This is a genomic window from Corynebacterium ureicelerivorans, from assembly GCF_000747315.1.
Lineage (GTDB): Bacteria > Actinomycetota > Actinomycetes > Mycobacteriales > Mycobacteriaceae > Corynebacterium > Corynebacterium mucifaciens.
In genome coordinates this window covers 500129-519966 of record NZ_CP009215.1, presented here as the reverse complement: position 1 = coordinate 519966, position 19838 = coordinate 500129, and the positions used below count along the sequence as shown (strand labels likewise).

Annotated in this window: 21 protein-coding genes, 1 tRNA gene and 2 pseudogenes; 11 read left to right on the top strand and 13 right to left on the bottom strand. The window is 62.5% G+C overall.

Annotation, left to right across the window (positions count from 1 at the left end; translation table 11 throughout):
* Positions 1 to 143: 143 nt before the first annotated feature.
* The 9 genes from CUREI_RS02635 to CUREI_RS02595 all read left to right on the top strand — a co-directional run bounded on the left by CUREI_RS02635 (position 144) and on the right by CUREI_RS02595 (position 6172).
* On the top strand, positions 144 to 395 hold the full coding sequence (locus CUREI_RS02635; protein WP_038610105.1) for a DUF7218 family protein: 252 nt from the start codon (positions 144 to 146) through the stop codon (positions 393 to 395).
* Positions 388 to 1047 carry a thiamine phosphate synthase gene (locus CUREI_RS02630; RefSeq protein ID WP_038610102.1) on the top strand — a complete coding sequence of 220 codons (660 nt, stop codon included), beginning with the start codon at positions 388 to 390 and terminating at the stop codon, positions 1045 to 1047. The genes CUREI_RS02635 and CUREI_RS02630 overlap by 8 nt, the downstream gene beginning before the upstream one ends.
* The gene (thiO, locus tag CUREI_RS02625) at positions 1038 to 2093 is read left to right on the top strand and encodes a glycine oxidase ThiO (RefSeq protein WP_038610099.1); all 1056 of its coding nucleotides are present in this window, start codon (positions 1038 to 1040) and stop codon (positions 2091 to 2093) included. Before CUREI_RS02630 ends, thiO begins: the two co-directional genes overlap by 10 nt.
* On the top strand, positions 2090 to 2284 hold the full coding sequence (thiS, locus tag CUREI_RS02620; RefSeq protein ID WP_038610097.1) for a sulfur carrier protein ThiS: 195 nt from the start codon (positions 2090 to 2092) through the stop codon (positions 2282 to 2284). Before thiO ends, thiS begins: the two co-directional genes overlap by 4 nt.
* 2 nt (positions 2285 to 2286) lie before the next feature.
* Entirely contained in the window at positions 2287 to 3069 is a 783-nt protein-coding gene (locus CUREI_RS02615) for a thiazole synthase (protein WP_038610094.1), read from the top strand.
* Positions 3070 to 3143: 74 nt separating this feature from the next.
* Positions 3144 to 4148, top strand: coding sequence for an ABC transporter substrate-binding protein (locus CUREI_RS02610; RefSeq protein WP_038610092.1), 1005 nt, complete (start codon positions 3144 to 3146; stop codon positions 4146 to 4148).
* A 4-nt stretch (positions 4149 to 4152) separates the two neighbouring features.
* Positions 4153 to 5115 (top strand): FecCD family ABC transporter permease, encoded by a 963-nt coding sequence (locus CUREI_RS02605; protein WP_051952154.1) that lies wholly within the window; start codon positions 4153 to 4155, stop codon positions 5113 to 5115.
* Complete coding sequence (locus tag CUREI_RS02600) at positions 5112 to 5879, top strand: ABC transporter ATP-binding protein (protein ID WP_051952153.1); 768 nt, start codon at positions 5112 to 5114, stop codon at positions 5877 to 5879. Before CUREI_RS02605 ends, CUREI_RS02600 begins: the two co-directional genes overlap by 4 nt.
* Positions 5880 to 5890: 11 nt before the next feature.
* A complete protein-coding gene (locus tag CUREI_RS02595; RefSeq protein WP_038610090.1) occupies positions 5891 to 6172 on the top strand; it encodes an ArsR/SmtB family transcription factor in 282 nt (93 codons plus the stop codon).
* Between the two features lie 67 nt (positions 6173 to 6239).
* Here the strand turns inward: CUREI_RS02595 and CUREI_RS02590 are convergent, their stop codons facing one another.
* The 8 genes and pseudogenes from CUREI_RS02590 to CUREI_RS02555 all read right to left on the bottom strand — a co-directional run bounded on the left by CUREI_RS02590 (position 6240) and on the right by CUREI_RS02555 (position 12582).
* Positions 6240 to 7106, bottom strand: a complete 867-nt coding sequence (locus CUREI_RS02590; protein WP_051952152.1) for an urease accessory protein UreD — start codon at positions 7104 to 7106, stop codon at positions 6240 to 6242.
* A 1-nt stretch (position 7107) separates the two neighbouring features.
* On the bottom strand, positions 7108 to 7722 hold the full coding sequence (gene ureG, locus CUREI_RS02585; protein ID WP_038610088.1) for an urease accessory protein UreG: 615 nt from the start codon (positions 7720 to 7722) through the stop codon (positions 7108 to 7110).
* Positions 7723 to 7743: 21 nt separating this feature from the next.
* Positions 7744 to 8463, bottom strand: a complete 720-nt coding sequence (locus CUREI_RS02580) for an urease accessory protein UreF (protein ID WP_038610085.1) — start codon at positions 8461 to 8463, stop codon at positions 7744 to 7746.
* Positions 8444 to 8911 carry an urease accessory protein UreE gene (locus CUREI_RS02575; RefSeq protein WP_038610082.1) on the bottom strand — a complete coding sequence of 156 codons (468 nt, stop codon included), beginning with the start codon at positions 8909 to 8911 and terminating at the stop codon, positions 8444 to 8446. Before CUREI_RS02575 ends, CUREI_RS02580 begins: the two co-directional genes overlap by 20 nt.
* A 98-nt stretch (positions 8912 to 9009) precedes the next feature.
* Positions 9010 to 10722: an urease subunit alpha gene (ureC, locus tag CUREI_RS02570; protein ID WP_038610080.1), complete on the bottom strand. Its 1713-nt coding sequence runs from the start codon at positions 10720 to 10722 to the stop codon at positions 9010 to 9012.
* Between the two features lie 32 nt (positions 10723 to 10754).
* Positions 10755 to 11066, bottom strand: a complete 312-nt coding sequence (locus tag CUREI_RS02565) for an urease subunit beta (protein ID WP_038610077.1) — start codon at positions 11064 to 11066, stop codon at positions 10755 to 10757.
* 15 nt (positions 11067 to 11081) lie between these two features.
* Positions 11082 to 11384 carry an urease subunit gamma gene (locus CUREI_RS02560; protein ID WP_038610075.1) on the bottom strand — a complete coding sequence of 101 codons (303 nt, stop codon included), beginning with the start codon at positions 11382 to 11384 and terminating at the stop codon, positions 11082 to 11084.
* Between the two features lie 124 nt (positions 11385 to 11508).
* Positions 11509 to 12582, bottom strand: a pseudogene (locus tag CUREI_RS02555) (DMT family transporter).
* 285 nt (positions 12583 to 12867) lie between these two features.
* On the opposite strand from CUREI_RS02555, the gene CUREI_RS02550 reads away from it, so the two are divergent.
* Positions 12868 to 14025 (top strand): ThiF family adenylyltransferase, encoded by a 1158-nt coding sequence (locus tag CUREI_RS02550; RefSeq protein ID WP_051952151.1) that lies wholly within the window; start codon positions 12868 to 12870, stop codon positions 14023 to 14025.
* Positions 14026 to 14046: 21 nt separating this feature from the next.
* On the opposite strand, the gene CUREI_RS12845 is transcribed toward CUREI_RS02550, so the two are convergent.
* From CUREI_RS12845 to CUREI_RS02525, 5 genes and pseudogenes are all read right to left on the bottom strand, one after another.
* Positions 14047 to 14382, bottom strand: coding sequence for a type I restriction endonuclease subunit R, EcoR124 family (locus CUREI_RS12845; RefSeq protein ID WP_407919149.1), 336 nt, complete (start codon positions 14380 to 14382; stop codon positions 14047 to 14049).
* 80 nt (positions 14383 to 14462) lie between these two features.
* Positions 14463 to 15008: pseudogene (locus CUREI_RS02540) on the bottom strand (type I restriction endonuclease subunit R, EcoR124 family); the annotation flags it as partial.
* Between the two features lie 180 nt (positions 15009 to 15188).
* Positions 15189 to 15407, bottom strand: a complete 219-nt coding sequence (locus CUREI_RS12585; RefSeq protein WP_069202878.1) for a type I restriction-modification system subunit M N-terminal domain-containing protein — start codon at positions 15405 to 15407, stop codon at positions 15189 to 15191.
* 649 nt (positions 15408 to 16056) lie between these two features.
* Positions 16057 to 16133, bottom strand: a tRNA-Met gene (locus tag CUREI_RS02530).
* Positions 16134 to 16282: 149 nt separating this feature from the next.
* The gene (locus CUREI_RS02525) at positions 16283 to 19177 is read right to left on the bottom strand and encodes a UPF0182 family protein (protein ID WP_038610063.1); all 2895 of its coding nucleotides are present in this window, start codon (positions 19175 to 19177) and stop codon (positions 16283 to 16285) included.
* 172 nt (positions 19178 to 19349) lie between these two features.
* Here CUREI_RS02525 and CUREI_RS02520 point away from each other — a divergent pair, with 172 nt between their 5' ends.
* Positions 19350 to 19838 (top strand): PPA1309 family protein, encoded by a 489-nt coding sequence (locus CUREI_RS02520; RefSeq protein WP_051952150.1) that lies wholly within the window; start codon positions 19350 to 19352, stop codon positions 19836 to 19838.

Genomic DNA, 19838 nt, shown 5'->3' with positions numbered 1-19838 from the left:
GCGTTTTCCCAGGTGGTGTTGGAAACGAATTTCGGTAACAGCGTCATCTGCTAGTGGTGCCTCCGCGCTCCTAGCAGATCCGCTCACCCCGCCGCGGGAAAGAAAACCCGAACGGCCCCGCGGCAGCGCCTAGGCTGACAACCATGGCTGATTCGATCAAGGACCCCGAGGTGTACGAGGCCCTCGTGCGCGAGGGCAACTCCAAATCCAAGGCCGCCGCGATCGCCAACGCCGCGGCGCGCGACGGTCGCTCGAAGGTCGGCGAGCGCGGCGGCGAGGCCGGTTCCTACGAGGACTGGACCAAGGAAGAGCTGTACAAACGCGCCCAGGAGCTCGACATCGAGGGCCGCTCCGGGATGACCAAGGACGAACTGATCGAGGCGCTGCGTGACTAAACAAGCTCTCGACCTGCGCTGCTACTTCGTCACCGGGCAAGGCCCCGACATCATCGAGCGCGCGCGCCAAGCCGCAGCAGGCGGCGCGGGCGTGATCCAGGTGCGCTCGAAGCCGATCTCGGCGCGTGAGCTCTACTCGCTCTCGCTCGCCGTCGCCGAGGCTGTGCATTCCGCAAACCCCCATGCACACGTGCTTATCGACGACCGCGTCGACGTCGCGCTCGCCCTCCAGGGCCACGGCATCGACGGCGTGCACGTGGGCCAAGACGACCTAGACGTGCTCGTGGTGCGCGAGCTGCTCGGCCCGGACGCGATCATCGGCCTGACCACCGGCACGCTCGAGCTGGTCCGGGCCGCCAACGACCACAAGGACGTGATCGACTACGTAGGCTGCGGGCCGTTCCGCGCCACCCCGACGAAGGATTCGGGCCGCGCCCCGATCGGCCTGCGCGGCTACCCGGAGTTGGTGGCCGCCTCCGAGCTGCCGATGGTGGCCATCGGTGACGTCACCGCGGACGACGCCTACGACCTCGCGCAGCAGGGCGTGGACGGGCTGGCCATCGTGCGCGGCATCATGCACGCAGACGATTCGCAGGCGTACTGCGAGCGCGTCGTCGCCGAATTCGAGCGGGGTGTGGCGGCATGCAGGTAGACATCGTCGGCGCGGGCATCATCGGACTCACCACAGCACTGACACTCGCGGACCGCGGCCACTCGGTCACCGTCCACGACCCAGCCCCGGCCTCCGGCGCCTCCCACCACGCGGGCGGCATGCTCGCGCCCACTGCAGAGGTGGTGTACAAGCAGGACCCGCTATTCCCGCTGATGCGCACGTCCGCCGAGTGGTACCCGGAGCTGATCACGCTCACGGCCAGATACACGGACCTACCCACTGGGTACCGCACCGACGGCACGCTCGTGGTAGCGCGGGACATCGCGGACAAGACGCATCTGCGCGAACTCAGCGAGTACCAGTCCCGGCACGGTATGGCGGTGGACAAGCTCACCGTCCGCCAGGCCCGGAAGCTCGAGTCCGCCCTCTCCCCCGCCATCAACGGCGCGGTGGCCATCGACGGCGACCACCAGGTGCAGCCGCGCTTGTTCATGCGCGCGCTTCTCGACGCCTGCCGGTCCGCCGGCGTCACCTTCACCGGAAACCACGTGGATTCGCTGGACGCCCTGGAAGGCGACCAGGTCGTCGTGGCCAACGGCCTCGGCGCCAGTGCACTCGTGCCAGGTCTTGACCTGCGCCCGGTCTACGGCGACGTGCTGCGCGTGCGGGTGCCACAGCACCAGTACCCGCTGCTCACGCGCGTGGTACGCGGGTTTGTGGAGGACCGCCCCGTCTACCTCATCCCTCGCGAGGACGGCACGCTGACCATCGGCGCGACCACCCGCGAGGACGGGCGCGACCAGCCCCAGGTGCAGGGCGTCCACCAGCTGCTGCGCGACGCCATCGAGCTCGTTCCGGCCGTGGAGGAGTGCGACTTCGTTGAAGCCACTGCGGGCGCGCGCCCCGGCACGCCGGACGACTTGCCGTATCTGGGCCGGATAGACGAGCGGACCGTCGTGTCCACCGGCTACTTCCGGCATGGGATCTTGTTGGCGGCGTTGGGGGCGCGGGTTGGGGCGGAGCTCGTCGATAGGCAGGAGCCCGCAATAGACTTGTCAGCGTGCGACCCGAGGAGGCATTCATGAACATCACACTCAACGGAGCAGCAACCACAACCGACGCGGCCACCGTCGAGGCGCTTGTGGCGGAGGTGGGCGCTCCTGCCGACGGCACCGCGGTAGCCATCGACGGCGAGGTCGTGCCGCGCTCGCAGTGGGGGCGGAAGCTCCACGACGGTGCCGTGGCCGACATCCTCACCGCAGTCCAGGGAGGCTAAACGTGCTGGAGATTGCGGGCAAGCAGTTTGGCTCCCACCTGATCATGGGCACGGGCGGGGCGAGCTCCTTCGACATGCTCGAGCGGGCGCTGGAGGCGTCCGGCACCGAGCTGACCACGGTGGCGATGCGCCGCCATGCCGCCACGACCGGTGGCGGGGAGAGTGTATTCGACCTGCTCAAGCGCCTGAATATCGCCCCGCTGCCGAACACGGCCGGGTGCCGCACCGCGCGCGACGCCGTGATTACCGCGAAGCTCGCCCGCGAGGCGCTGGGCACGGATTGGGTGAAGCTGGAGGTCATCGCGGACGATCGCACGCTGCTGCCGGACGTGGTGGAGACGGTCGACGCCTGCGAGCTGCTCATCGACGAAGGCTTCACCGTGCTGGCCTACACCTCCGACGACCCGGTGGCCGCCAAGCGCCTCGAGGACCTGGGCGCGGCGGCGGTGATGCCGCTGGGCTCGCCGATTGGCACCGGCCTAGGCATTTTGAACCCACATAACATCGAGCTGATCTGCTCGCGCGCCGAGGTGCCGGTGCTTATCGACGCCGGCGTGGGCACCGCCTCCGACGCCGCCCTGGCCATGGAGCTGGGGTGCTCCGGCGTGCTGCTGGCCAGCGCGGTGAACCGCTGCCAGGACCCGGTGGCGATGGCGGAGTCGATGAAGCACGCCGTCGAGGCTGGCCGCCTGTCCCGGATGGCGGGCCGCATCCCGAAACGCGAGCACGCCGTTGCATCTTCATCCTTCGAGGGGCTGGCGAGCTGGGCGGACTCCGTACTATAAACGGGGCAATGGTGACACGATCACCACATGCGCTATATTCAAACGATACATTGATTGTTTGAAAGAAGGTCGCCATGCGCCGCATACTCCCACTGCCCCTCGCCGCAGCTCTGCTCCTGACTGGTTGCGCCGATACCGCCAACACCAACGACACCACCGAATCCACCGGGCCCAACGCGGCCAGCACCAGCGCCGCCGCGGAGGGCACCATCGACAACTGCGGTGTTCAGATTTCGGTTGAGCCGCCGGTCGAGCGGGCAGTCGCGCTCGAGCAAGGCGCGTCCGATACCCTGCTCATGCTCGGTGCAGGCGACCAGATCGCCGGTGTGGGCCACCAGAAGGACAACCCGCCGGATGGGTACGAAACGCCGAATATCATCGCCCAGGCGATCCCCACCGCTGAGCAGATCCGCGCGGTGGACGCGGACTTCGTCTACTCGCCGTTCGCCCTCGTGTGGACGGCGGATTCCGCCGGCACCCGCGAAGAGTGGGACCGACTTGGCGTACGCACCTACCAGTCCAACGTGGAGTGCCAGGACTACGGCGACAACAAGGGGAAGACTACCTTCGACCTGTTGGAGAAGGACATCACCGAGCTGGGCCAGATCTTCGGCCGCGAGTCTGAGGCGACCGAAGTCAACGAGAAGCTGCGCGGGACTGTGAAGAACGCGAACCAGGCACCGGACGGCACGACGTTCGTCCTGATCTACTCCTCCATCGGCGGCGCGCCGTACGTCGCGGGCGGGCCGTCGATAGTCACCGAGATGGGCAACGCCGTGAATATGACGAACGCTTTCGGCGACCTCAAAGAGGAGTGGCCGCAAGTGTCGTGGGAGGCCGTTGCGGAAGCCAACCCGGACGTGATCATCCTGGCGGACTTGCCTGTTCGCGGCGAGCCGGGCGACACCTGGCAGGAGAAGGCTGAGACGCTGAAAACCACGCCGGGTACCAAGAACCTCCAGGCGGTGAAGGATGAGCGCTACATCATCATCAACGGCGTGACCACCTCCCCGTCCGCACGCTCCTACCAGGGGTTGCAGCAGATTTCCGACGCTATCGGCAACGGCATCGCAGGCTAGACAGTTGAAACGCTCTATCGCGTTCGGGCTGTTGTCCCTGGCGGCCCTCGCCCTCGCAATTGTCATCTCTCTACCGCTGGGTTCCAGCGGTATCACGCTGAGCGATTTGAATAACCTCTCACCGCTGCAGCGATCCATCATCACCGAACTCCGCCTGCCGCGCGTCCTGATGGCCGCCTGCGTCGGCGCGATCCTCGCGGTGTGCGGTGTGGCGATGCAGGCGATCACGCACAACGACCTGGCTGAGCCGTACCTGCTCGGCATCTCATCTGGTGCCTCCACTGGCGCGGTGATCGCGATCATGTTCTCCACGTGGCAGTTCGGCGTTATCGTCGGCGCCGCCATCGGTGGCCTCGTCTCGTTCCTACTGCTCATGACGCTTCTGCGCCACACCAGAGCGGACGCAACCCGCGTGGTGCTCACGGGTGTGCTGATCGGCTACCTCTTCCAATCGATCACGTCGCTCGTGGTCACGGCATCCGGCAACGCGGAATCCACCCGCGGCATCATGTTCTGGCTGCTCGGCGTCCTCTCCGCCGCGCGCTGGGGAACGCTGGTGGTCGTCGCCATCGCCGGGGCGATCGGCGTTACCGTGCTGTGGGCACTCTCGCGCCACCTCGATGCGCTTACGCTTGGCGACGCCACCGCCCACACCATGGGCGTTCCCGTCGTCGCCGTGCGCTACACGGTGTTGGTTGTAGTCTCCCTCCTCACCGCGGCAACGGTCGCGTCCGTCGGCGCGATCGGCTTCGTCGGCCTGATCGTGCCGCATGCGGTGCGCATGGTCATCGGCCCGCTGCACAAGCGACTGATCCCGATCTCCGCCATCGTCGGCGCCTTGTTCCTTGTGATTGCGGACGCGATCGCGCGCGTGCTGTTCGCACCGCAGGAGCTGCCCGTCGGCGTAATCACTGCGCTTATCGGCGTGCCCGTTTTCTTCGTCATCTTGAAAAGGATCGCCAGGTGATTGATCTCAACGTCGCAACCAAGGTCCGAAATTTCGAGCTGAAGGTCGAGGCAACGCTGCCGTCTTCCGGCATCGTCGGCATCGTCGGGCCTAACGGCTCCGGCAAATCGACGCTGCTTCGTTCCATGGCCGGAGTCAACGACTTCACCGGGAGCATTCTTTTCGACGCCACGTCGCTTTCCTCCCTGCCCCGCGCCAAGCGCGTGCGCACACTTGCCTACGTCGCCCAAAGCCACGGCACGCTGCCGGATCTCACGGTGCGGGAACTTGTGGAGATGGGGCAAACAGCTGGGCACGGCATCTTCTGGAAGGAGTCCAACGGGGATGCCGGGATAATCGAGGAGGCCCTCATCCACTCAGACCTCATCGACCTTGCCGACCGTCCGCTTCGGACCCTCTCCGGCGGCCAGGTGCAACGGGCGATGACCGCGAGAGCCTTGGCCCAAGACTCGAAGTACCTTCTTTTAGACGAGCCGACAAACCACCTCGACCTGCACCACCAGTACCGACTGATGGACATGCTCGAGCACGTGGTGAGAGATCACGGCACCACCGTGGTTGTAGCGCTGCACGACTTGGCGCTGGCCGCCCGCTACTGCGACACCGTCCTCGTGTTGGAAAACGGCCACGTCGCAGCACTTGGCGCCCCCGCGGAAGTGCTCACCCAGAGCCTGTTGCGCGACACCTTCGGCGTGGACGCAACACTTTCCGTGATTGCTGGCGAGCCCTCCTTGGTCGTGCATGGCCCGGTTACGGCACGCTAAGGTTACTGGGTATGACTGATCACGAGAGATGGGCCGCGGTGTTCAAAATCCTGGGTGACACTACCCGTCTCTCGCTGCTCGACGCGATCCACGATGCCGGTGACAACAAGCTCACGGTGACGGACCTCGCCGAGACCACCGGCACGCGGGTGGCAACAGCCTCAGCGGCGCTTCGCGCCATGGAGAAGATGGGGACAGTCACCTCGGTACGAGAGGGCCGGACGATCTTCTACGCCATCGCCGACGAACGGATCCACCGGTTGCTGCACTGGGCCGCCGCCTACAGCGAGTAACCACTCAAAGACGAAAACCGTAGTCCCACGGTGTGGAGACTGCGGTTTTGACGTTGTTTACCGTGTTTTAGTACTGGCGCATGTGCAGCTTGCCCTGCCCACGCAGTGTGGAGCGGACAATGTTGGCTGCGGTTTGCACCGCCTCCATGAGGTGTTCGGTGCGGCTACCCACGGCGCGCACAACGAAGCCGGGGACGTCGCAGGCGGTGACGGACGCCTCGATCTGCTCGATCTCGGCCAGCGCCGCCCGCACGTTTTCAATGAGGTCCTCATCAATACCCGGATCGAAGCACAGGGCTGTGGCGAAGTGCGTGTTCTGCCCGAGGAACGTCGGCGAGTGGAGGGTCTCGGCGTCGCGCTCCGGCATGATGCGCATGTTGTCCACCAGCGCGAGCTTGCCGCCTACCCGAACCTCCGAGCGCAGGTGCGCCTGGCGGTAGCGGAACTGGCCGCCATCCGGCGACCACCCAGGGGTGACAATGTCCGACAGGAACGCGCTTGCCTCCGGGTCCAAATCCACCGTCATGTGCTGACGGAAATCGGCATCTCGGTACAAGATGAGCTGGTCGGGCACGTATTCGAGGACAGCGCCCGCCCCAACATGAAAGTCGATCTTCTGCGAGACAAACGATTCCGGGGTGCGGTAGACCTTCGTCGCGGACTGATCCGTGAACAAGATGGAGGCCCCGTCGGCGACATCGACCGCAATCCGGTACGAGTCGCCTCCGACGTAGCCGCCACCCGGGTTGGCGGTGATGTAGTACACCTGCCCGGTCTCGTCCAGGTAGTGGGGACGGATGATCTTGAGAGCTCCAGCGTGGTACTGACGCGTTGCTACCGACCGACCGCCGCTGACACTGATCCCGAGTTCGAGCGTGCCAGTGGCGGCTTTGTCGGCGTCGCCGTCAATCCGCTCTGGGGGAATCGACCACATACTAGCGATCGATGTCCTGCATCAACACGTCGTGGCGGATCCAGTCCAGCACCTCATCAAGACCCTCATCGGTCTTGAGGTTGGTCAAAACGAACGGCTTGTCGCCGCGGAACTGCTTGGAGTCATCCGCCATAACCTGCAGATCTGCACCAACGTGCGGAGCGAGGTCGGTCTTGTTGATCACAAACAGGTCGGACTTGATCATGCCCTGGCCTGCCTTGCGCGGGATCTTCTCGCCCTGCGCCACGTCGATGACGTAGATGGAGAAGTCAACCAGCTCCGGGGAGAAGGTGGCGGACAGGTTGTCGCCGCCGGACTCAACGAAGACGAGCTTCAGGTCTGGATGGCGGGCAACAAGGTCCTCGTACGCAGCCTCGTTCATCGAGGTGTCCTCGCGAATCGCGGTGTGCGGGCAACCGCCGGTCTCGACGCCGACGATGCGGTCCTTCGGCAGGATGCCCTCGCGGGCGAGGATCTTCGCGTCCTCGGTGGTGTAAATGTCGTTGGTGATTGCGGCCATCGACACCTCACCGTCAAGAGCACGGGTAATGCGCTCAATGAGCGCCGTCTTGCCCGAACCGACGGGGCCGCCAATTCCAACCTTGATCGTTGCCATAGTGAAATTTCTTCCTTTCTTTTAGGACATAAACATGCGCGAGCGCATGTATTGGTGCTGCATCTGGGCGATTTCCAACCGGGGGAAGGAAACGCCGAGATCTGGTACGTCGTGGGTGAGCGTCTCCTCGGCGAAGCCGGGAAGATACTCGTAGACGTCGATAAGAATCCTCTGGCCTGCGTCCTGGCCGAGCGGGATCGCGCGGATTGCGTTCTGCGTCATCGAGGTTGCCATCTGCATCAAGTAGGCGCGCACTGCGGTGAGCTCGTCGACGCCGGCGGCGTCGAGCACGAGACCCGCGGCGATGCCCGGGTTGCCGTAGTAGCGACGCTCACGAAGCCCAGCTTCGTACTCCTCCACGAGTGCATCCGTGCTGTCGATAATGCGCGAGACTTTCGCCATGCGCTTGCCCATCGCCTGCATCGACGCGCGTAGCTCGACCGGGGTCTGGGTTGAGTGGCACAGCTCGTCGAGAAGCTTAAGCTCCTCGACCGCCTCCTCGGCCTGCAAGCCGGCTGCCTGCAGCCGGACAGCCAACAAGACTGCCAGAGCCTCGCCGAAGGTGGCCTGGCGCAGGTAACCGATCAGCCACTGAAGGTAGCTATCCGGATCGCTGACCTCATCGCGCTGGATGAAAGACTCCATGCCCGCGGAGTGAGCGAACGCGCCGGTGGGTAGTGCGGAATCGGTGATGTGCCAGACAACCAGGCTGGCACGGACGTCAGTGGGTATGTTCTGCATGACGGAAAGCCCTCGGCATTACGTAGTCCCCACGGTGGTAGTTCACGCCGACGTGGTTAAGGTGGTGCTCCACCGTGTGGTCGTACCGCACAACCATGACCTCGGCCTTGAATTCGCTATCGGTGCCGAAGAACTGCGCCTGCAGGTGGCGGTTGCCCAGCGAGTGCGCGACCTTGAGCGCTTCTTCAATCGATGCGGGCTGGATCACCAGCACATCGAGCGGCGCCATGGATGCCACGATCACGCCCTGGTCAGTCTCGGCGAGAATGTCGCCGTCCTCCAGCTCGCGGACCGACTTGTCCAGCTTCAGGCCAAGCTCGGTTCCGCCTTCGGTCGTGACGCGCTGGATACGCTTTACGCGGCTCTCGTTGTCGAAAACCACGCGGTCAGCGACCTTGGTGCTGGCGTCCAAGTCGCGAACGTTACCGCGAAGTTCAGTAACAATCATGTTCAACTCCTTTGCAAAAACGAAAGCGGAGTGGCCCAGGCCTCTCCGCTCACGCGCGTTTCTAGTTCAGACTAGCTTGTTGCGACAGCAAGGTCTAACTAGAACAGGAAGTAACGCTGTGCCATCGGCAGAACCTCCGCCGGCTCAGACGTGATCTTCTTGCCGTCGACGGTCAGCTCGTAGGTCTCCGGATCGACCTCGATGTGCGGCGTAGCGTCGTTGTGCTTCATGTCCTTCTTGGAAATGTTGCGCATGTTCTTCGCCTCGACGTACTTGCGGCCGATGCTCAGCGACTCCGGAACGCCTGCTTCGAATGCAGCCGAAGACAGGAACGTGACCGAGGTACGCGCAGCGGCGTGACCGTACGCGCCGAACATGTCGCGCATGGTGCGCGGCTGCGGGGTCGGGATCGAAGCGTTGGAGTCACCCATCACGGAGCGGACAATGAAGCCGCTCTTCAGCACGGTGTTCGGCTTGACACCGAAGTATGCCGGGTCCCAGATGACTAGGTCGGCGATCTTGCCTTCCTCGACGGAACCAATCGCGTGTGAAACACCAGCAGCGATTGCCGGGTTGATGGTGTACTTCGCCACGTAGCGCTTGATGCGGTTGTTGTCGTTGCCCTCGGAGTCGTCCTCGAGCGCACCGAACTGCTCCTTCATACGGTGAGCAACCTGCCAGGTGCGCAGGACAACCTCCCCTACACGGCCCATGGCCTGGGAGTCAGACGAGGTAATCGACATCACACCCAGGTCGTGTAGCACGTCCTCGGCGGCGATGGTCTCGCGGCGGATGCGGGAGTCAGCGAACGCGACGTCCTCCGGCAGGTCCGGGTTGAGGTGGTGGCACACCATGATCATGTCAAGGTGCTCATCCAGGGTGTTCACCGTGTACGGCAGGGTCGGGTTGGTCGACGCCGGCAGCACGTTGCTCAGGCCTGCAACCTTCACAATGTCCGGAGCGTGGCCACCGCCAGCACCCTCGGTGTGGAAGGTGTGGATGACGCGGTCGCCGATTGCCTCGATGGTGTTGTCGACGAAGCCGCCCTCGTTCAAAGTATCGGTGTGGATCGCGACCTGGATGTCCATCTCATCCGCAACGGAGAGCGCGGTGTCGATGGAGTTCGCAGTCGCGCCCCAGTCCTCGTGGACCTTCAGGCCGATAGCGCCGGCGCGGATCTGCTCACGCAGCGGGTTAGCCTCGGACGCGTGGCCCTTGCCCAGGAAGCCGACGTTGACCGGGAAGTCACGGGTGGCCTCGATCATGCGCGTGATGTTGGCCGCACCTGCGGTAACGGTGGTCGCATTGGTGGAATCGGCCGGGCCAACGCCGCCACCGATCATGGTGGTGGTGCCGTTGTCGAGCGCGACGCGTGCCTGCTCCGGGGAAATGAAGTGGATGTGGGTATCGATCGCACCAGCGGTGACGATCTTGCCCTCACCAGCGATAACCTCAGTGCTCACGCCGATAACGATGTCGATGTCGTCCTGGACGTCCGGGTTACCGGCGGTACCGATCTTGATGATCTTGCCGTCCTTGATGGCGATGTCAGCGACGTAGATACCGGTGTAGTCGATGATCAGCGGGCCGGTGATGACAACATCGGGAACCTCTTCGTCGCCTACCCAGCGGCTGTTCTGGCCCATGCCGTCGCGGATGACCTTGCCGCCACCGAAGGTGACTTCCTCACCGTAGTGGGTCAGGGACTTCTCAACGCGCGCCACAAGGTTGGTATCCGCCAAGCGGACGCCGTCACCGGTAGTCGGGCCGTAGAGCTCGGCGTACTGTTTACGCTCCATCTCAAATGCCATGATTAAATGCCTTTCTCTTTGGTGCCTTGTGTTTAGTCGAGCGGGCCGTTGACCTTGGAGTTGAAGCCGTAAACCTCACGGCGACCACCGAAGTCGACGAGCTGGACAGTGCGGCTATCGCCCGGCTCCAGGCGCACAGCGGTGCCGGCCGGGATGTCCAGACGCTTGCCGCGCGCAGCTTCGCGGTCGAACTCCAGATCGGCGTTGGCCTCTGCGAAGTGGAAGTGGGAACCAACCTGGACGGGGCGGTCGCCGCGGTTCGTCACCTCAAGGGTGGTTGCCTCGCGGCCCTCGTTCATGGTCAGTGGCCCGTTGTCAGAAATGAAGTACTCACCAGGGATCATGGAAACTCTCTTTTCTTAGCGAATCGGGTTGTGAACGGTGACCAGTTTGGTGCCGTCGGGGAAGGTTGCCTCAACCTGCACGTCGGAGATCATCTCGGGGACACCCTCCATGACGTCGTCGCGGCTGAGCACCTCGACACCCTCGCTCATCAGCTGGGCAACAGTCTTGCCGTCGCGCGCGCCCTCGAGGATCGCCTCGGAGATCAGGGCCACAGCCTCCGGCTGGTTCAGCTTGAGGCCGCGGTCTTTACGACGACGAGCGACATCTGCAGCAACCACGATGAGAAGCTTTTCCTGCTCACGCTTGGTCAGTTTCATTTTTGCTCCTTATATTTCGACGGCCCCGGCAAGCTACTGCTCGCCGGGGATCGGTAACTAGTTACAGCTTGTTAGGGTTGTTCGGAACTTCCTCCGGCGAGTGGCCAGGAGCCAGTCCCCCCCTTTATAGCTGATCCGACAGATTCGTGTCGGGGTTCTCTCCGTCGGCCTTCTTCTTGCCAAACAGGATGGCGAACAAACCGTTCTGATATGCCACAGTTGCAAGAATCATCAGCACACCGATGATCTGCAGCAGCGACGGGATCTCACCGAACAGCGGCGCCGCGATGATGACTGAGGTCACAGGCGACAGCAGCAGGATACCGGCAGACAGCGTCGGGTCGAGCCAGACGGAGCCGTACTGGACGAAGGTCCATGCGAGGGCCTGACCGAAGATTGCCAGCGAAATCAGGGCGATCCAGTTACCAGCGGTCAGCGGGTCACCCAGCGTGGTCTCCGGGTTGACGATGGGCAGCACGCCGTCGATAAGCACACCGTTCTTGAAGTCGAAGCCGCCGCGAGCGGAGAAGGTGTGGGCAATGATGGTCAGGGCGACCATCTGTGCAGCCACGGTGTACATCATCGGCTGGATGTAGAGATCCTTGCGGGCCGAAGTACCAGCCTTGCGCGAGAAGTAGAGGTAGAACGAGTAGCAGATACCGGAGGTCAGACCGAAGGCGGTACCCAGGGTCGCGGTCTTAATGCCGTAGATGGTGTCGGGGCCAGTTGCCTCTGCGGTCTAGTCGAACACGCCACCGGTCAGCAGCACGCCGACCGCCATGATCGGAACCAGCACGAGGAAGACAGGCCGGATCTTGTACTTGTCAAAGATCGCGGTCAGCGTCGGCATGATGATCACCTGGAGGTTCAGCAGAATAGCTGCGACACCCGCGCCGATGTAGAAGATCGAGTAGTTCCATGCGGTGAAGTCAACACCGAGGAAGAGGCCGGAGATCACGGAGTACATGATGCTCCTCTTTGTCAGGCCTTCCTTCTTCTTGATCTCCCAAATGCCGAACGGGAGGAGGATAAGGAAGCCAATAGACACACGGAGGAAGGCCTGGCTGGCCGGGTCCATGTTGGCAGCCTTCACCAACAGAGGCGTTGAGGCGAGGAATGCGGTACCGAGAACAAGCACCGCCAGAGCTTTGCCGTGAGACACCGGTTTGACCGGTGGTGGCGTCCGGACACCCGCCACACTATTTACTGATGATGTTACATGGGGTTCACAGTAGATAACTTGTATGGTGACACCAATACAGAGAGCGAAAATCGTAATAATTACCTTGAGTCGCAATTTATGCAATTCATATTGTAAGCTAAAGCGCTATGTACCCTTTGGGTATACAGGTCACAGTTTCCCAGAGCGGGGATAAGGGTGGCATTTGTAGTCGGGAAACAGTACGGATGCTATTTCCCCCCTATTTGGCGTGATTAATAATTGAAAGTCGTACGATGCATATTTTAATCAAATATCTAGTTGATGATTTCCAGGGAAAGTAGGCTGGAGGCCGTGACGGAAACGACGCTCCCCAACGCAGAACTCGCACGCACCGCGCGACAGCTCAATCTGCCCGGCTTTGGCCTCGAGCAGCAACAGCGGTTGCGCGATGCCCATGTCTTAGTTATCGGCGCCGGAGGTTTAGGGTGTCCAGTCATGCTGGCCTTGGCAGCGACCGGCATCGGCACGATCACGGTTGTTGACGATGACGTTGTCTCGCTGTCCAACATCCACCGTCAGATCCTCTTCGGCGCGCCCGACGTTGGCCGCAAGAAGGTCGAGGTAGCGGCGGAGCGGTTGCGCAAGCTCCAACCCGACATCACGGTGCATGCGGTAGACGCAAGGCTCACCGAAGCCAACATCATTGACTCACTGCAGGGCATTGATCTGCTTATCGACGGCTCCGACACCTTCCAAACCAAATTCCTCGTCGCCGACGCCGCCGAAATCACCGGCACTCCCCTCGTGTGGGGCTCCGTCCTGCGCTACCGCGGCGACGTTGCCCTGTGGTGGTCGGGCCCCGGCGCCCCCAGCGACGGAGTTGGCATGCGCGACCTCTACCCCGCCCAGCCGGACCCGGACTCCGTGCCTGATTGCGCCACCGCCGGCGTCCTCGGCGTAACCACGAGCGTGGTGGGTGGCCTCATGGCAACCGAGGTAGTGAAGTTTCTCACCGACGTCGGTGAAACGCGCATCGGTCGCCTTCACATGTACGACGCCCTGACCGCCTCTGTACGCCACTTCAACGTTGCGCACGATCCGCAGCGCCCCCTCGTGCGCGAGCTCGGGTCCTATGCGGGGGTCTGTGCAGTGCCGAGCGGCCCCGCCGAAGTGCAGGAGGGACAAGACCTGATCGACCTGATTGCGGAAGGCAACGCCAGCTCGCTCGACGTCCGCGAGCCACACGAGAAACTGCTAAAAGACATCGCCCACCCCGGTCCGAACCTGCCGATGAGCGAGCTGGAGCGTGCCGAGGAAGTTCTCAGCACGCTGCCCGCTGGCGACGTGGTGGTCTACTGCGCATCGGGCAAGCGCTCAGCCCGGTTTGTTGACGAGTTCGACCCCCTTGCCGCGGCGCGCGGCATCACGCTGCACTCGCTGCCAGGCGGAGCGAACCGTTGGGGCGAGGACCTGATCTGACACGGTTGAGGGCGAACTCCTTTAAAACATCGAGAAACAATCCACGAACGCGGTCAGCTTCTCCCCCACGCGAGCACGAACCTCATCGTGGTTCGCCTGCCGCCCAAACCTGGATGTAGTCGGCAGCAGCTTGGTCATGGCAGTCCCAGACGTGGGCACTACACCCGTGCGTAGTGCTTCCTCCACAAACGAATAGGTCAGATCGCGCTTGAGTTTTTCTTCTTCGATCAGCTGATTCAGTTCCTGATCCCGCCTAACTCCCACAAATTCCTCGAAGCTTTCATCTGTGTTAGTGGACGCACTAGTCCCCTCCCCGGAATCCATGAACTCGTCGAATTGGTCACGCATGCCACGCAAGGATGGCGATACATCAAGGTTGCGACCAATAACCGCGCGGGTTTCATGCGCGCCTGCCTCGTCGCCTTGTCCCTTTTTACGCGGTAATCACCCATCAACATGACGATATAATCAACGTTGATCTCGACCTGTTTGACCAGCTCGATCTCGAGCACGAGCTGGTCATCACCTGGTTCATCCTCGCCAGAGTCATCCACTACACGCTCAGCGTCACGCTTAGACTTGAAATCGTCGTGTAAGTCCAAATACATCGACTTGTAATCTTGGAACTCGCGCTCCGTGATGAGCTTCTTGTCCTGAAACTCATCGAACGAGGTGAAGATGTTCTCCAGCTTGAGGATCTCGCCGTAAAGCTTCACAAACCCAACCTGAGCCTTCTCGGACGCAATCCACTCACCCGCTGGGTAGAACTGCTTCAAGTCCTCCACCTTGAGCTCATACTCGCGGTAGAAATCCTTAAACGGTGCGAGGATGGCCACTTGAGCAGCGTTGTCCGCGCTACCAAATAGCTCGAGCTCTTCGTTCGTGTTCTCGTCCAGATCCCGAAACGCCACAATGTTGCCGTAGGTTCTGACCGAGTTGAGGATGCGGTTCGTGCGCGAAAACGCCTGAATCAGCCCGTGCATCCGCAAGTTCTTATCCACGAACAAGGTGTTGAGCGTGGTCGCGTCGAACCCGGTCAGCCGACAGCGCTGGATTCGATGTTGCGGAAAACCTGCTCGATAGTCTCATTGAGGTTTGGATCGTCGTGAGCGCGCTTGCGCGTTTTCGAACAGTTGCGACGGAGGAATAGAGAAACCCTTGTCTTAGACAACACCCGCACGTCCGTACTCAGCATCCTCATCTGGCAGGTTTGCGTAATCCAGTTCGGGGTCTTCCGCGTTGAGATTCTCGGAAACGAAACGGTAGAACAACATGTTGAGCACGTAGCTTTTGAAGTCCCACCCGTCTACGGAGCCGCGAAGATCGTTCGCTATCTTCCAAATGGTTTTGTACAGCTCACCACGTTGCGCCGAACTATCCACTGGGGCGTTTTCCGCGATCTCTTTTTAAATATCAGCCATCATCAATTCCCCATTTGCTGAGCTGTAGTACTTATCAACCCCGTGATCCTCTCCCAGACGTAAAACCCGCACACCCACTATGCCGAACGCATGTTCTTGACAAACCAGTTAGTAGACACATACTGTACCGCTTGGTCTATTTGAAAGGGGAAAACATGATAGCCAAGACCTCAACATCACGGCGCGAAACGAACAGGAGAACTCGAGGTGGTGCGCCTACCCTGGGATAGTTCCGAGATTCTCCCAAGTGACTACCGCGAATCGAATTTCCTACCGGAGATCGAAAAGCAGTTGGACGAACACGACTGGACGCAACTGCCTGCCGAAGTGCGCGTTGGTGACAATCCCGATAAGACGTAGACGATCTTCCTCCAGCCCGGATTGTCCTTGTCCACGTGGATCAAGAACAAGAAGGCCCATCTCGTGGATTTTGTCATCTATATGGAGGGCGAATATCTCGACGGAGAGAAGGAGAACTACCGCGCAAATCTCGCTTGGCTCGAAGAAGCCTGTTACAGCGGGATTTAGATCGACAGACAGTAAGCCTGTATGCACTGGCCGCAGTGCAAAACAAGAAAAGGCACCCAGCGTTGGGTGCCTTTTCCGGTATTGGTAGCGGGGGCAGGATTCGAACCTACGACCTCTGGGTTATGAGCCCAGCGAGCTACCGAGCTGCTCCACCCCGCGTCGGGCGTTTATGTGATTTTCGCCTGTCGCCGTAACCGGCAACGTGGAGTAACTATACATACACCAACGAATAGCGCCAAACCCCCTAGTAAAAGTGGGTTTGGCGCTATCGTTTCAACTCTCGAGTGGCGGGCTGGCGCGTGGCGTGCTTACTGCGCCCGCTGGTACTCCTCCACCGCGCGGTCGAGCTGGTCGAGGGCCCGACCGTACTCCTCGAAGGAGCCGTCGCGTGCGCCCTCCAGGTTGCGCAGGGCGTCGTTGATGCGGTTCATCGCCTCATCCTTGCCCACCTGTGGGGCGTCCTGGTTCTTGTCCTGCTCACCCTCATTCTGGGCCGGCTGGTCCTCACGGTTGGAATCGTCGCCCTCGTCCACGACCTCGATGTCCTGCGCCGCGGAGGAGTTGATGCCCACCTGGCTCAGCGCCTGGGAGATCGTAGGCGCGTAGCCCACCTGGCCGCGGTAGAACACCAGCACGCGCAGCAGCTTCGGGAAGGCCGAGGCCTGATCCTTGCGCTGCGAGTAGATCGGCTCGACGTAGAGGATCTCGCCGCCGCCCACCGGCAGGGTGAGCAAGTTGCCGTTCTTCAGGTCGTTCGTGCCCTCCCACAGGGTGCGGTCGCGCGCCACCTGGTCGGAGGACATCAGCGCGTCCTGTGCCTGCTTCGGGCCCTGGGTCTGCGTGTTCGTCGGCAGCACACGCACGGTGATCTGGCCGTAGGTCTCCGGGTCGGAGGACACTGCCATGTGCGCGGAGAGGAACTCGCGGTTCAGGCCACGGAACGGGGTGATCAGCTGGAAGGAGGGCTCATCCGTCTCCGGGTCGGACGCCACCACGTAGTACGGCGGCTGGTTCAGCTGGCCGCGGCCTTCCGGCGCGGTCGGGTCGTTCGGCACGGACCAGAACGCGTCGTTGTTGAAGAACACGCCCGGGTCATCAACATGGTAGCGGGCCAGCAGCTCACGCTGCACCTTGAACAAGTCCTCCGGGTAACGCAGGTGCTCGCGCAGGGAATCCGAGATGTCAGACGCCGGGCGGACCGTACCTGGGAAGGTCTCCTGCCACGCCTTGAGGACCGGGTCGGACTCGTCGAAGGCGTACAGGTCGACGGTGCCGTCGTACGCGTCCACGGTGGCCTTGACCGAGTTGCGGATGTAGCCCACGTTGTCTGTGATCAACCGCTGGGTGGTGCCGTCCGGGTTCAGCGCGTCCTGGGTGGTGTCCTGCAGGGAAGTGCGGGTGGAGTACGGCAGCTGGGACAGGGTGGTGTAGCCGTCAACGATCCACTTCACGCGCCCATCCACCACGGCCGGGTAGGTCTTGGAGTCCGTGGTCAGCCACGGTGCGACCTTCTCCACGCGCTCACGCGGGTCACGGTCGTAGAGCACCTTCGAGTCCCCGCCCACGCGGTCCGAGAGCAGGAAGTTCAGCTCCTGGTACTTCACGGTGTAGGCGAGGCGGTTGACGATGTTGCCAATGTCCACGCCGCCCTTGCCGTCGTAGGTGTAGGTGGAATCGTCCGTGTCGTACTCCACCGGGCCCTGGCCGGTCTCGCCCACGATGGCGTAATCCAGGCCGTCGTCCGCAGACGAGATCACCGGGCCGTAGTAGATGCGCGGCTCGTCCACCTTGATACCCAGCTCCTCCGCGTCCTCAGCGGCCTTAGCGGCGGCGTTGGACTGCAGGTCGGAGACGGTGAAGATGGGCAGACCGCCACGGGTGGAGCCAGCGTCTTGCGCCGCCTCGTCCACCGTGTTCGCCTGGGCGGCGATGAAGCCGTTGCCGTGGGTGTACACGGTGTGGCGGTTGATCCAGTCGCGCTGGTTCTCACTCAGCGAGTTCGGGTTCATCTCGCGCGCCGCCACGACAAAGTCGCGCATCTCGCCGTCGACCTCGTAGCGGTCCATAGCTAGCTGGTCCGGGAAGCCGTAGAAGTTGCGCAGCTGCTGCATCTGGGTAAACGTCGGCGAAATGATCTCCGGGTCCAGCAGGCGCAGGTTGGCAATCGTGGCGGTGTCGGACGCTACCTCCGCGTTGGAGGTGCTTCCCGCGCCCCAGTTCTCCATGTAATCCACGCGCGTATCTGTCAGGCCGTACGCCTCACGCGTGGCCTCGATGTTGCGCCCGATGTACTCGTATTCCTTGGCTTGACGGTTCGGCTTGACCGAGAACTGCTCCATCAGCGCCGGCCAGACGTTGCCCACCACCACGGACGAGACGAGCATCAGCACCGTGGCCAGGACCGGGATGCGGAAGTCGCGGTAGACGATGGACGCGAAGAACGCCGCTGCCACGAGCACCGCGATCACGGTGAGGATGATCTTCGCCGGCAGCATCGCATTGATGGTGGTGTAGGACGCGCCGGTGAAGATGTCGTTACGCCCGTACATCAGGTAGTAGCGGTCCAGCCAGTAGCTAACCGCCTTCAGCAGCATCCAGAGCCCGGCAGTGACGGCGAGCTGGATGCGCGCGTTTTTGCTGATTTGGCCGGAAATGCCGGACACCTTGTTGCCGATGCGGATGCCGCCCAGAAGGTAGTGCCCAACGGCACCGACCAAGAACGCGACGAGCAGCAGCATGGACAGGGTGTCCACCACCGCTGAAATGCCCGGGAGGGTAAACGCGTAGAAGCCGAGGTCGCGGCCGAATTCCGCGTCGGTGGTGCCGAACTCGCCGCCGTTAAACCACAGCATGAAAACGCGCCACATCCGCTGGCCGGCCAGGCCGGAGAGGATGGCCACCACAACGGGCACCCACACCAGCAGACCGCGGACGCTCTGCTGCAGCTGTTGACGGTATTGCGCGGCCTGGTCGAACGGCGCCGCGTCCTCCTTGGGCCGGCCCCGCCACGCAAAGCGGGCGGCCAGCCAAGTCACCACCCCACCCAGCAGGGCGAAGATGACAAATAGCGCCACCCGCACCAGGATTACGCGGTTGAACACGCCCCGGAAATCAACCTCGCCGAACCAGAGGAAGTCGGTGTACAGCCCGACTGCCATTGGCAGGAGGATGAGAATAAGGCCGAGAATGGCCACGGTGGTCATGAGCCCCGTGTTCGGTTTCTTGGCGCGTGGTTGTGGCCGATTAAGGCGGGTAGCCAAGCCTGCTCCTTAAGAATTAGTGTGTGCAACGCAGATAAGCTTCGAGCTTAAATACTCCAACGTCCAAGCAGTCCGGAGGGTTCCCGTGCGCGAACAGCAAGCATTAAATAAGGCCATGATGGAGGCCGTCGAGTTCGTCCACGCCGAAGGCTGGGACGCCCCGCCCACCCTCTTCGGCCTCGTGCCTACGCAGCTGCTTGTAGACGAGTTGGTGGACCTGGATGATTCCTCCCCCCTCACCCTGGTGGTACAGGATTTGCCGGAGCACATCCTGCCGGGCTCCGAGGAATTGGGCGAGTACGTCTCCCGCATCGCCTGGCCCAGCGAGGTCGAGGGCGTGATCTTGGCGCAGGAGATTGTGTTCAAGGACGCCTCCGCCGGCGACGATGCCCAGCCGCGCCCCGCCCGTTTGTTCTCCGGGGTGCTGCGCGGCGAGGACCTCGACCAGACGCTGCTGCAGCTGCGCCTCACCGACGAGGAGCTTGAGGAGCGCGGGGCGTTCGCCCAGGACGACATCGAGCTGCGCGGCGGCCCCGGCATCGCGCCGGGCGTGCTGGCCGCGCTACGCTACGGCCTCGAGCAGGACCCCGACGAGCTGGTTTAA

Coding starts and splice junctions, on each gene's coding strand:
- CUREI_RS02635 (WP_038610105.1), top strand. CDS start 144: ATGGCTGATTCGATCAAGGACCCCGAGGTGTACGAGGCCCTCGTGCGC.
- thiO (WP_038610099.1), top strand. CDS start 1,038: ATGCAGGTAGACATCGTCGGCGCGGGCATCATCGGACTCACCACAGCA.
- thiS (WP_038610097.1), top strand. CDS start 2,090: ATGAACATCACACTCAACGGAGCAGCAACCACAACCGACGCGGCCACC.
- CUREI_RS02610 (WP_038610092.1), top strand. CDS start 3,144: ATGCGCCGCATACTCCCACTGCCCCTCGCCGCAGCTCTGCTCCTGACT.
- CUREI_RS02595 (WP_038610090.1), top strand. CDS start 5,891: ATGACTGATCACGAGAGATGGGCCGCGGTGTTCAAAATCCTGGGTGAC.
- CUREI_RS02590 (WP_051952152.1), bottom strand. CDS start 7,106: ATGTGGTCGATTCCCCCAGAGCGGATTGACGGCGACGCCGACAAAGCC.
- ureG (WP_038610088.1), bottom strand. CDS start 7,722: ATGGCAACGATCAAGGTTGGAATTGGCGGCCCCGTCGGTTCGGGCAAG.
- CUREI_RS02580 (WP_038610085.1), bottom strand. CDS start 8,463: ATGCAGAACATACCCACTGACGTCCGTGCCAGCCTGGTTGTCTGGCAC.
- CUREI_RS02575 (WP_038610082.1), bottom strand. CDS start 8,911: ATGATTGTTACTGAACTTCGCGGTAACGTTCGCGACTTGGACGCCAGC.
- ureC (WP_038610080.1), bottom strand. CDS start 10,722: ATGGCATTTGAGATGGAGCGTAAACAGTACGCCGAGCTCTACGGCCCG.
- CUREI_RS02565 (WP_038610077.1), bottom strand. CDS start 11,066: ATGATCCCTGGTGAGTACTTCATTTCTGACAACGGGCCACTGACCATG.
- CUREI_RS02560 (WP_038610075.1), bottom strand. CDS start 11,384: ATGAAACTGACCAAGCGTGAGCAGGAAAAGCTTCTCATCGTGGTTGCT.
- CUREI_RS02550 (WP_051952151.1), top strand. CDS start 12,868: ATGATTTCCAGGGAAAGTAGGCTGGAGGCCGTGACGGAAACGACGCTC.
- CUREI_RS02525 (WP_038610063.1), bottom strand. CDS start 19,177: ATGACCACCGTGGCCATTCTCGGCCTTATTCTCATCCTCCTGCCAATG.
- CUREI_RS02520 (WP_051952150.1), top strand. CDS start 19,350: ATGATGGAGGCCGTCGAGTTCGTCCACGCCGAAGGCTGGGACGCCCCG.